Below are 11,801 nucleotides of genomic sequence, written 5' to 3'. Positions count from 1 at the left end.
CGCTGTGAGCAAGAAGAAGGACAAGACGCCCGTCGACCCGAACCGGGGCGGCAAACGACCCGGCCCGCGCGGCTGGCCGAATCCCGGCGGCGGCTACTCGACGTACGTGCAGGCGGCCGACGAGTGGCGCGGTACGACGGTGCAGGTCTGCGGAATGTGGCCGTTCGCGGCCGGCACCGGCAGCCCGATGGTCGGCGTACCGATCGGGCGGAACATCATCTCCGGCGCGACCATGTGCTGCGATCCGATCAGCTGGTTCATGCGGGCCAAGCTGATCTCGAACCCGTCCATGTTCGTACTGGGCAAGCCCGGGCTTGGCAAATCAACTATCACCCGGCGGATGGCGCTCGGCCTCGCGGGCTATGGCGTGATGCCGCTGGTGCTGGGTGACCTCAAGCCCGACTACAAGGACCTCGTCACGGCCCTGGGTGGCCAGGTCATCGAGCTCGGTCGTGGCCGTGGCCACCTGAACGTGCTCGACCCGGGCGAATCCCGGTCGGCGGCGTTGCGGCTCACCGGTTCGGCCCGGCAGGCCATTCAGGCCGACGCGCACGGCCGTCGCCAGACGATGGTGTCCGCGCTGATCTCGATCATGCGATCCGCGCCGCCGAGCGACCGCGAGGAGACGATCCTCGACGAGGCGCTCAAGGTGCTCGACGAGCGCCACGAGGGAACGCCGGTACTGCGCGACCTGCTGCAGGTCGTTCAGGAAGCGCCGGACCGGGTTCGCGACGTGGCCCTGGACCGCGGCAGCCTCGACCGGTACCGCCAGATCACCGAAGGCCTCGAGGCCTCGCTGATCGGTCTGGTCGGTGGTGGCCGGCTCGGCGAGATCTTCTCCGAGCAGACCGACAACCCGATGAAGATGGACCGCCCGGTCGTCTTCGACGTGTCGAACATCGACGACTCCGAGACCAACCTGCAGGCCGCCGTACTGCTCGCCTGCTGGTCGTACGGCTTCGGCGCCGTCGCGGTCGCGCAGGCCCTGGCCGACGCCGGGCTGGAACCGCGCCGGCACTACTTCGTCATTCTCGACGAGCTGTGGCGGGTACTGCGGGCCGGTCGTGGTCTGGTCGACCGCGTCGACGCGCTGACCCGGCTGAACCGTCAGCGCGGTGTCGGCATGGCGATGATCTCGCACACGATGTCCGACCTGCTGGCGCTCGAGCACAGCGAGGACCGGATGAAGGCGAAGGGCTTCGTCGAGCGGTCCGGCATGGTCATCTGCGGCGGTCTGCCGCGGGCCGAGATGGAGAACCTGACCGCGGTGGTACCGCTGTCCGACGAGGAGCAGAACATGCTCATCGGCTGGCAGGACCCGCCCGCTTGGGACCCCGCGACCGGTGAGGAGGCCGCGCCCCCTGGGCGGGGTAACTTCCTGATCAAGGTCGGTGGGCGGCCGGGCATTCCGGTGCACGTCGGCCTGACCTCGGTCGAGCGTGAGATCAACGACACGAACAAGCTGTGGAAGACCGGCGACGACGGCCGGCCGCTGAAGGTCGAGCTGAAGGAAGACGGTACCGAAGAGGTCATCGAGGAGTACACCTTCGACGATCCGACCATGCTGCCTCCCCCCGACCCGAGCACCCGGGTCGCCGCCAAAATCGGAGTTGATGAGTAGTGGCACAGGGCAAGCGGAGCACCGGGCCGGGCGGACTCGGGCCGGAGACACTGGCGCTGTTCACGGCGATCGGCCTGTTCGTGCTGGTCGTCGGTGGTCTGTGGTCGTCGCTGTCGATCGCGGCGAAGCTCGACGGCCGGCCTGGTCCCGGCAGTAACCCGATCAGCGTCGTCTCGGACCTCATTCAGGGCAACCTCGAGTGGTCCGGCGCGGCCACGGCCATCCTGGTGATCGAGGTGGTGCTGCTGCTGGCCATCATCTTCGGTGCCGTGCTCGCGCTCCGCCGGGTCCGTACGCCGAAGTCCCGGGTGGACCGCTCTGCCTCGCTCATGGGCAAGCGCAACGACCTGCACAAGATCACCCGCCAAGGCGCCCAGGAGATCGCGAACCGGCTCGGCACCGGTCACTCCGGCCCGGGTGTGTTCATCGGCCGCACGGTCTTCGGGGACCTCGAGATCTTCGGGTCCTGGGAAGACATGCACGTCGACATCTGGGGTCCCCGTACCGGTAAGACCACCTCCCGCGCCGTACCGGCCATCCTCGACGCACCCGGCGCGGTGATCGCCACCTCGAACAAGCGCGACATCGTCGACGCCACCCGCGATCCCCGTTCGGCCAAGGGCCCGGTCTGGGTGTTCGACCCGCAGGAGGTCTGCGGCGAGGAACCGACCTGGTGGTGGAACCCGCTCAGCTATGTCAAGGACGAGGTCACCGCGCGCCAGCTGGCCGACCACATCGTCGCCAGCCAGCGGGTCGAAGGCGCCCGCACCGACGCGTACTTCGACACGATGGCGACCGACCTGCTGGCCGGCATGCTGCTGGCCGCGGCCCTCGGCAACAAGCCGATCACCCAGGTCTACCTGTGGCTGGCCGACCAGCTGAACGACGAGCCGGCCCGCATCCTGTCGTCCATCCCGGGCTACGAGCTGCCCGCGCAGCAGATGCAGAGCACGCTCAGCCTGCCGGACAAGCAGCGCGCCGGTGTTTTCGGTACGGCGATGCCCAAGGTCCAGTTCATGCTGAACCGCAAGGTCACCCGCTGGGTCACCCCGCAGGGGCACAACGACCACCGGCCGCAGTTCGACCCGCACCGCTTCGTGCGTGAAGGCGGCACGCTGTACAGCCTGTCCAAGGAAGGCATCGGTACGGCGGGCCCGCTGGTCGCCGCGTTGACCGTGGCCATCGTCGAGGCCGCCGAGGAGTACGCGAAGCAGTGCCCGGGCGGCCGGATGCCGAGCCCGCTGGTCGGCGTCCTGGACGAGGCGGCGAACGTCTGCCGCTGGAAGAACCTGCCCGACCTGTACAGCCACTTCGGTTCCCGCGGCATCATCTTGATGACCATCCTGCAGTCGTGGGCCCAGGGCATCGAATGCTGGGGCGAGCAGGGCATGGAGAAGCTCTGGTCCTCGGCCAACATCCGGGTGTACGGCGGTGGTGTGTCCGACGCGGCGTTCCTCGAACGGCTCAGCAAGCTCATCGGCGACTACGACATCAACTCGAACTCGGTGTCGTACAGCAAGGGCGAGCGCTCGCACAGCCGTCAGGTCGAGCGGCACAACATCATGGAGGTCTCCGACCTCGCCTCGATGCCGCCCGGCCGGGCCGTCGTCTTCCCCTCGGGTATTCCGGCCACCATGGTCCGGACCGTGCCGTGGATGGCGCGTCCCGACGCGGCGGCGGTCAAGGCCTCGTTCGCGCGGCACGACCCGGGCGCATCACGGCAGGGCCAGCTCACCGGCGCGGAGAACCCGTGGATCAACGCGGGCCAGCGCACCCAGATGAATCCAGGCCAGCGCTACCCGGCGCCGGGCCAGCCGGTTCACCCGGGTCAGCCCGGCCAGCCCGGTCATCCCGGGATGGGTCAGCCGGGGCAGCCTGGGATGCCGCCGCCGTACCAGGGTGGTCCGCAGCAGCCGCCGCAGGGCCAGCCCTGGGGCCGATAGGTCGGTAGGGCCCGGTAGGTCGGTAGGGCCGGTGGTCACACTCGTGCAGCTTGGAAAGGGATAGCGCAGTGGAAGGCGAGCAGGAGCTCTACTACCCGCATGTCGCGTCGTTCGTGTCGGACCGGCTGGTCCACCTCTACACGCGCCGGCTCGGGCAGAACGCGATCTGGTGCCCCGAGTGGTTCCGGCACGCGGAGGCGCTGAGCCGGCTCGACGCCATCTGGCGGGCCTGGGAGCACCTGCGCCTCGATCCGGCGACGGGGATGTCGGTCTGGTGGCGGGACCACGCGGACCCGCACATGATGATGCTGCTCAGTCCGGACGGCCCGTTCGCGGGCTGCCGGGGCAAGCACACCGACTACCCGATCCCGCCCCTGCCGGTGGAGGAGCCGCCCGCCGGCTTGTTCTTCGATCAGCGCAAGCCACACCTGCGCGGCGTCTGACCGGATCGCGGCGCTCAAGGGCCAGCCCGTGTCCAGGGCTCGCGGTCTGGCAGACTTCCCCGCGGATCCCTCGTACCTGCGAAAGGCCTTTGATGACCGACCAGCGCATGCTCACCGGCGACCGCCCGACCGGAAAGCTCCACCTCGGTCACTTCGTCGGCAGCCTGGAGAACCGGGTCCGGTTGCAGCATCAGTACGAGACGTACCTGATCATCGCCGACCTGCACATGCTCACCACCAAGAACACCCGCGAGGACATCGCCCAGGTCTCGGAGAACGCGCGGCACCTGGTGATCGACTCGCTCGCGGCCGGGATCGAGCCGGACCGGGCGACGTTCTACCTGCAGTCGGCGATTCCCGAGGTGATGGAGCTCAACACGCTCTTCCAGAACCTCGTCTCCGTACCGCGCCTCGAGCGCACGCCGAGCCTGAAGGACATGGCCCGCGACGCCAAGAAGGACGAGATGCCGTACGGCCTGCTGGGTTATCCCGTGCTGCAGGCGGCGGACATTCTCTGCGTCAAGGCGCACGTCGTACCGGTCGGCAAGGACAACCACGCGCACGTCGAGATCACCCGCGAGATCGCCCGCCGCTTCAACCACCTGTACGGCGAGGTGTTCCCGGTGCCGGAGCTGGTCACCAGCGACGTACCCACGCTGATCGGTACCGACGGCCAGGGCAAGATGAGCAAGTCGATCGGCAACGTGATCTACCTGTCGGACACCGAGGCCGAGGTCCGCAAAAAGGTCACCGGCATGTACACCGATCCCAACCGGATCCGGGCCGATATCCCCGGCAAGGTCGAGGGCAACCCGGTCTTCATCTACCACGACGTCTTCAACAAGAACCTGGCCGAGGTGGCCGACCTCAAGGAGCGCTACCAGGCCGGCAAGGTCGGGGACGTCGAGGTCAAGGAAAAGCTGGCCATCGCGATCAACCTGTTCCTGGATCCGATGCGCGAGCGCCGGGCCAAGTTCGAGTCGCAGACCGGCCTGATCGACCAGATCATCGTCGAGGGCACGGAGAAGACCCGCAAGGAGGTCCAGCAGGTCGTCTTCGAGGTCCGCAAGGCGATGGGCCTCACCGGCGCCTTCAACTCGATCCGCCGCAAGGCCGAGAAATACCGCAAGGCCAATCCGGCCGCATATCCCGTCGAGGGCTGAGGGTCGTACGTTCCTTGGCGCGTCTCCCTTTCGCGACGAGTGGACGCGTTTTGCCGCTCGTCCGCTGCCTGTCAGGTGCAGGCGGCCTTGCAGCGGCAAAACGCGTCCACTCGTCGCGAAGCGGGGCGGTGGCTAATGCGGTGGGTCGGGTGCGGGGGCCTTGCTACTGTCTGTCGTCTAGAGGCACCACCTACAAGCGATAAGGCTGCTGACCGATGCATGACACCCGTACGCTCCTCGAACTGGGCGATGAAGCCGTCCGCCGCTTCGCGCGGCGCGGTTACACGCTGGACCTCGGCACGATCGAGGCCCTGTTCTCGCGGCGCAACACCGCGATCGGCACGGCGGAGGAACTGCGGTCGGAGTCGAAGAAGGTCGCGGCCGACGTCGGCAAGCGCGCCAAGGCCGGTGAGGACGTCACCGAGCTGAAGGAGCACGCCCGCGAGCTGAAGGACCGGATCCGCGCCGCCGAGGCGGAGCAGGAGAAGGTCGAGGCCGAGCTCAACGCGATCGCGATGACGATCCCGAACATGCCGGCCGACGACGCTCCCGAGGGCCTCAGCGAGGACGACTCCGTCGAGGTCCGCAAGTGGGGTACGCCGGCCGAGTTCGGGTTCAAGCCGAAGGACCACGTGGATCTGGGCGAGGCGCTCGGCATCTTCGATTTCGGCCGGGCGGCCAAGCTGTCCGGATCCCGGTTCAGCGTGTCCCGTGGACCGGGCGCGGTGCTGGAGCGTGCCCTCAGCAACTTGTTCCTCAACCTGCACACCACCCGGCACGGCTACACCGAGTTCGCCGTGCCGTACCTGGTCAGCCGCAAGACGATGACCGGCACGGGCCAGCTGCCGAAGTTCGAGGAGGACCTGTTCAAGACGGGCGTCGAGGACCGTGAGCTGTTCCTGATTCCGACGGCCGAGGTCCCGCTGACGAACCTGCACGCCGACGAGATCCTCCCGGCGGAGGAACTGCCGTACGCGTACACCGCCTGGACGCCGTGCTTCCGTTCCGAGGCCGGCTCCTACGGCCGGGACACCCGCGGCATTCTGCGGTTGCACCAGTTCAGCAAGGTCGAGATGGTCCGGGTCTGCCGGGCCGAGGAATCCCGCGCCGAGCTGGAGCTGATGGTGTCGCACGCGGAGGCCTGCCTGCAGGAGCTCGGCCTCGCGTACCGGGTGATCGCGCTGGCGGCGGGAGACCTCGGCTTCGGGTCGACGTACACCTATGACATCGAGGTGTGGCTGCCGAGCCAGGAGACCTATCGCGAGATCTCTTCCTGCTCCGACTGCGGCACGTTCCAGGCTCGCCGGGCCGCGATCCGTACGAAGACCAAGGACGGCCAGCGCGGTTTCGCCGCCACGCTGAACGGTTCCGGCCTGCCGATCGGACGGACCCTCGCGGCGTTGATCGAACAGCACCAGCAGGAGGACGGCTCGATCGTCATTCCGCCGGCGCTCGCGGTCTACACCGGGTTCAGCCGGATCAACGCGGACGGCACCACGTCGGCCTGACCCGGTCCCGCTGACCGGCTAGCGGCTCCGGCCGAATCCGCGCGAGCGGCCTTTCCCCCGGACCACGGACTTGCGTGCCTTGGGGGACTTGCCCGGCGGTGTCTGTACGGCGCCACCCGGCGGCGGCTGCGAGCCGTCCGCCGGGTGCGGGTAAACCGCCTCGGCGTCGTCGGCCGCCGCCATCCGGTCGTAGTGGTCCGCACTGCCCTGAAGTTGCTCGGCCCGGTCCAAGTCGGCCGGGGTCTCCGCACCGGCTCGTAGCTCGTGCGCGAGGCCCCGGTCGGCGTACGCGATATTGCGCGCCGCAGCCGCCTCCTGGCGCAGATCCTGCCGCCGCGGCTTCTCCGGCGCTTGCGGGCGGTCAGACGCTTGCAGCGGTACGGCGAGCTGAGGCGGTGTCGGCTCCAGCGCCACTTCCCGCTGTACGTCGAGCCTCGGCGCGCGTGGTTGCTTCACCTTCGCGGCAGTCTTGTCCGGCGACTCGTCGGCCGTGGTCGGGCCGCGAAGGGCCTCCGGCTCGGGTCCCTCCAGCTCGGCGTTCAGCTCGTCGTCATCGAAGTCCGGCATGTTCCCACCATGCCCGATGGCTGGTTCACCGACTCAACGGGTCACCGGGGCGCAGGCTCAGCGGGTCGCGCCGGTGACCATCCAGGCCGTACCGCGTTCGCGCAGGATCAGCGTGACGAACCGCATCAGCATGAACCCGCCGAAGGCCCACCACAACGCCACCACCCCGCCGTCGAACCAGCGCACCGAGAAGGCCATCGGCAGGAACGCGACCAGCGCGATCACGCCCGCGGCTGCGAGGTACTTCCCGTCGCCCGCGCCGATCAGTACGCCGTCGAGCACGAAGACGATGCCGTTCAGCGGTTGCGAGATGGCCGCCACCAGCAGAACGGCCGCGAGCGTGTGCCGTACGTCCGGGTCGTTCGTGAACCACGGCACGTACACGTCCCGCAGGCCCCACAGAGCCAGTCCGCCGATGATGCCCGAGCCGAAGCCCCACCACATCATTCGTCGGGTGGTCGCCTTGGTGCCCTCGACATCCGCCGCGCCGAGGTAACGCCCGGTGAGCGCCTGCCCCGCGATCGCGATGGCGTCCAGCGCGAGCGCGAGGAACGTCCACAGCGTGAACGCGACCTGATGCGCCGCGAGCGACGTCGTACCGAGGGAGGTGGCGACAAACGTGACCACGATGATCGCCACCCGCAGCGTTACCGTGCGAACCACCAGCGGTACGCCGGCCTGGGCCGACGCGATGATGCCGGGCCGGTCCGGCCGCAGCGAGGCCCCGTCGCGCCGGGCGCCACGGACCACCACGACAACGAGCGCGATTCCGGCACCGGTCTGGGCCAGGACGGTGCCGAGCGCCGAACCGGCGATACCGAGGCCCAGGCCGTAGACGAGCACCACGTTGAAGACGATGTTCGCGAGGTTCGCGCTGATCGCGACCACCATCGGGGTCTTCGTGTCCTGCATGCCACGCAGCACACCCGTTGCCGCTAGCAACAACAGCATCGACGGAACGCCGAGGCAGGAGATGCGCAGATACGTGATGGCGTGGCCCGCGACCTCGGCCGACGGGTGGAACGCGCCGATCGCCTGCGGCGCGAAGATCAGCCCGGCGATCGCGAGAGCGATACCGAGCAGCAGCGCGAGCCAGAGGCCGTCGATACCCTGGGTGAGCGCGCCACGGTGATCACCCGCGCCGATCCGCCGGGCGACCGCCGAAGTGGTTCCGTACGCCAGGAACACGCAGATCCCGACCAGCGTCTGCAAGATCGCGCCAGCGACCCCGAGCGCGGCGAGCTGCGGCGTACCGAGATGGCCGATGATCGCGGAGTCGGCCAGAAGCATCAAGGGCTCGGATACCAGCGCGAAGAACGCGGGCACCGCGAGGCGGAGAATGTCCCGGTCCTGACTGGTCCACAGAGACCTGCGAGTGACCGGCATGCTGCTCATTGTGCCTTGCCGCCAGGCGGCGCCGACGGTCGGCCCAGAGGTTGTGGATCTTTTTTCCCTCCACACCTGTGAACGGGCAAAACCGCAGGTCAGAGCCAAGTTGCCGAGAGTTATCCCCAGATATCCACAGGGATGTCCCCAGCCTGTGCACAGCCTGGAGTCGGGTTATCAGCAGGTTGTCCACAGGGGCTGTGGATGACCGGCTACCAGGGTGGCGCGGAACCGGCGTACCGTCGCGGGACTGACACACCTTCCGCCCGCGGTCTCGGGGTGATTTCGCCCGCGGAGGCGCTGCCAGCGAAATGTCGGTGCGGCCCCTTACGGTCGTGCTCAGACGGTGCGGTTGTGTCGGTGGATGTTGGCGAGGGAGGGCGGCTGTTGTGAGCGTTGCGGAGTTCCGCGGATCACCAGGCGGCGAAGAGCGGCGCCCGGAGATGGGCTTCGACCGCACCCCGCCGCAGGACATCGCCGCGGAGCAGTGCGTGCTCGGCGCGATGCTGCTCAGCAAGGACGCGATCGCCGACGTCAGCGAGACGATCCGCGACGTCGACTTCTACCGCCCGGCGCACGAGACCATCTTCGACGTCATCACCGACCTCTACGCCCGCGGTGAGCCCGCCGACGCGATCACCGTCTCGGCCGAGCTGACCAAGCGTGGCGAGATGGCCCGCATCGGCGGCGCGCCGTACCTGCACACCCTGATCGCCTCGGTGCCGCTGGCCGCCAACGCGGGTTACTACGCGCACATCGTCCGCGAGAAGGCGATCCTGCGCCGCCTGGTCGAGGCCGGCACCAAGATCGTGCAGATCGGCTACGCCGGCGAAGGCCAGGTCGACGAGGTGGTGGACCAGGCCCAGGCCGAGATCTACCAGGTCACCGAGCGCCGTACGGCGGAGGACTACGCGCCGCTGCGCGACATCATGGAAGGCGCCCTCGACGAGATCGAGGCCATCAGCGCCCGCGACGGCTCCATGCACGGCGTGCCCACCGGCTTCACCGATCTCGACGAACTGACCAACGGCCTCCAACCCGGCCAGATGATCATCGTCGCCGCCCGGCCTGCAATGGGAAAAAGCACCCTGGGTTTGGACCTCGCGCGGTCGTGTTCGATCAAGAACGGGTTGACCTCGTGCATCTTCTCGCTCGAAATGAGCCGGAACGAGATCACCATGCGGTTGCTCTCGGCCGAGGCGAAGGTGCCGCTGCACCACATGCGTAACGGCAAGATGACCGACGAGGACTGGGCCAAGCTGGCCCGCAAGATGGGCGAGGTGTCCGAGGCGCCGCTGTTCATCGACGACTCGCCGAACCTCACCATGATGGAGATCCGCGCCAAGGCCCGGCGGCTCAAGCAGCGCCACGACCTGCGCATGATCATCATCGACTACCTGCAGCTGATGACGTCGGGCAAGAAGGTCGAATCCCGCCAGCTCGAGGTCTCCGAGTTCTCCCGGTCGATCAAGCTGCTCGCCAAAGAGCTCGAAGTCCCCGTCATCGCGATCTCCCAGCTGAACCGTGGCGCCGAGCAACGCAGCGACAAACGCCCCATGCTCTCCGACCTCCGCGAATCCGGTTGCCTGACCGCGGACACCAGGCTGATGCGTGCCGACACCGGCGCGGAGATCTCGCTCGGTGAGCTCCTCGCCGCGGACGCCCGGGACATCCCGGTCTGGTCGCTGGACGATCGCCTCAAGCTCGTCCCGCGCACGATGACCCACGTCTTCCCGAGCGGCACCAAGCAGGTCTTCCGCCTCAAGCTCGCCTCCGGCCGCGAGATCAAGGCGACGGCCAACCACCCCTTCCTCACGTACGACGGCTGGAAGCCCCTCGGCGACCTGACCCCCGGCACCCGCCTAGGCTCCCTCCGCCACGTCCCCCCACCCCTCAACGTCACCCCCTGGGACGACGACGAGGTCACACTGCTCGCGCACCTGCTAGGGGACGGTTCCTTCGTCGAGCGCCAGCCGATTCGCTATGCCAGCATCGACGAGGCCAACCTGACCGCGGTCGCGGAGGCGGCACATCGCCGGTTTGGCGTCACCGGTGTCCGCGATGAGTCCGAAGCCGCGCGCGTGACCACGCTCCGCCTGCCCGCGCCGTACCGCCGCACCCATGGCAAGCGGAACCCGATCGCCGCCTGGCTGGACGGCCTTGGCTTGTTCGGTCTGCGCGGCCACGAGAAGTTCATTCCGGCAGGGGTTTTCGGTCTGCCGAAGGCTCAGGTTGCCACGTTCATTCGCCACCTGTGGGCGACTGACGGATCCGTCCGCTGGGACGACAAGGCCCGGACCGGCCGGATCCGCTACGCGTCCACGAGTCGCCGGCTGGTCGACGACCTGGCCCGGTTACTGCTTCGCCACAACATCTTCAGTCGGATCAAGACGGCGAAGAAGCCGGGCTACCGCGACTCGTACCACCTGTACATCTACGGCGTCGACAACCAGCTCCGCTTCTGCGACGAGATCGGCGTGCACGGTCTCCGTGGCGCAAAGGCAGCCGAGGTCGCGGCCAACCTGCGGGGCGTGCGAGCGACTACCAACCTGGACACCGTTCCGAAGGAGATCTGGTCTCAGGTTCGCGGCGTGCTGGCCGAGCAGCAGATGACCCACCGCGAGTTCGCCACGGCGATGGGAACCCAGTTCCCGGGTTCGGCGATGTGGAAGCAGGCGCCCAGCCGACAGCGCCTCGCGAAGGTCGCCGACGTGCTGGACAACGCGGATCTCGAGGTGATGGCGACCAACGACATCTGCTGGGATGCCGTGGTGGGGATCGAGAGCCTCGGCGAGCAGGAGGTGTACGACGCCACCGTGATGGGCACGCACAACTTCGTTGCCGAGGGCATCGCGACGCACAACTCACTGGAGCAGGACGCCGATATGGTGATTCTGCTGCATCGCGAGGACGCGTATGAGCGCGAGTCGACCCGGCCGGGTGAAGCGGACTTCCTCGTCGTCAAGCACCGTAACGGCCCGACCGCCGACGTGGTCGTCGCCTTCCAGGGCCATTACTCCCGCTTCGTCGACATGGCCCAAAACGGCTGATCCGTTGCGGTTCCGGCGTACGGACCTGACGACGTTCGGCGACGGCTGCTTCCGGCGTGACCACCGGTCCCGCCGCTCGACTGCCGGGTTCTTGTGGGACTACCTGGCTGCAACCGGGTA

Annotated in this window: 8 protein-coding genes; 6 read left to right on the top strand and 2 right to left on the bottom strand. The window is 68.1% G+C overall.

The genetic code is table 11. The features are described from left to right. The first annotated feature begins 4 nt into the window (after positions 1–4). The 5 genes from ACFFGN_RS12630 (at position 5) to serS (ending at position 6,678) form a co-directional block, all read left to right on the top strand. Entirely contained in the window at positions 5–1,621 is a 1,617-nt protein-coding gene (locus ACFFGN_RS12630; RefSeq protein WP_380046775.1) for a putative type IV secretion/conjugal transfer ATPase, read from the top strand. Beyond that, positions 1,621–3,564 carry a type IV secretory system conjugative DNA transfer family protein gene (locus ACFFGN_RS12625; RefSeq protein ID WP_380046773.1) on the top strand — a complete coding sequence of 648 codons (1,944 nt, stop codon included), beginning with the start codon at positions 1,621–1,623 and terminating at the stop codon, positions 3,562–3,564. Before ACFFGN_RS12630 ends, ACFFGN_RS12625 begins: the two co-directional genes overlap by 1 nt. Before the next feature lie 68 nt (positions 3,565–3,632). Continuing rightward, positions 3,633–4,007, top strand: a complete 375-nt coding sequence (locus ACFFGN_RS12620) for a DUF4913 domain-containing protein (protein ID WP_380046771.1) — start codon at positions 3,633–3,635, stop codon at positions 4,005–4,007. Between the two features lie 92 nt (positions 4,008–4,099). Further along, on the top strand, positions 4,100–5,170 hold the full coding sequence (gene trpS, locus ACFFGN_RS12615; RefSeq protein ID WP_380046769.1) for a tryptophan--tRNA ligase: 1,071 nt from the start codon (positions 4,100–4,102) through the stop codon (positions 5,168–5,170). 215 nt (positions 5,171–5,385) lie between these two features. After that, the gene (gene serS / locus ACFFGN_RS12610; protein WP_380046767.1) at positions 5,386–6,678 is read left to right on the top strand and encodes a serine--tRNA ligase; all 1,293 of its coding nucleotides are present in this window, start codon (positions 5,386–5,388) and stop codon (positions 6,676–6,678) included. An 18-nt stretch (positions 6,679–6,696) separates the two neighbouring features. On the opposite strand, the gene ACFFGN_RS12605 is transcribed toward serS, so the two are convergent. Both ACFFGN_RS12605 and ACFFGN_RS12600 read right to left on the bottom strand, forming a co-directional pair. Next, positions 6,697–7,245, bottom strand: coding sequence for a hypothetical protein (locus ACFFGN_RS12605; protein ID WP_380046765.1), 549 nt, complete (start codon positions 7,243–7,245; stop codon positions 6,697–6,699). A gap of 57 nt (positions 7,246–7,302) precedes the next feature. Beyond that, positions 7,303–8,631: an MATE family efflux transporter gene (locus tag ACFFGN_RS12600; RefSeq protein ID WP_380046763.1), complete on the bottom strand. Its 1,329-nt coding sequence runs from the start codon at positions 8,629–8,631 to the stop codon at positions 7,303–7,305. A 311-nt stretch (positions 8,632–8,942) separates the two neighbouring features. On the opposite strand from ACFFGN_RS12600, the gene ACFFGN_RS12595 reads away from it, so the two are divergent. Further along, on the top strand, positions 8,943–11,681 hold the full coding sequence (locus tag ACFFGN_RS12595; protein WP_446685185.1) for a replicative DNA helicase: 2,739 nt from the start codon (positions 8,943–8,945) through the stop codon (positions 11,679–11,681). Positions 11,682–11,801 lie beyond the last annotated feature (120 nt).

Origin of the sequence: Kribbella deserti (genome assembly GCF_042434725.1) — a bacterium.
GTDB lineage: Bacteria > Actinomycetota > Actinomycetes > Propionibacteriales > Kribbellaceae > Kribbella > Kribbella deserti.
Note: the sequence above shows the minus strand (reverse complement) of the source record. Positions and strands in the feature narration are given on the sequence as shown.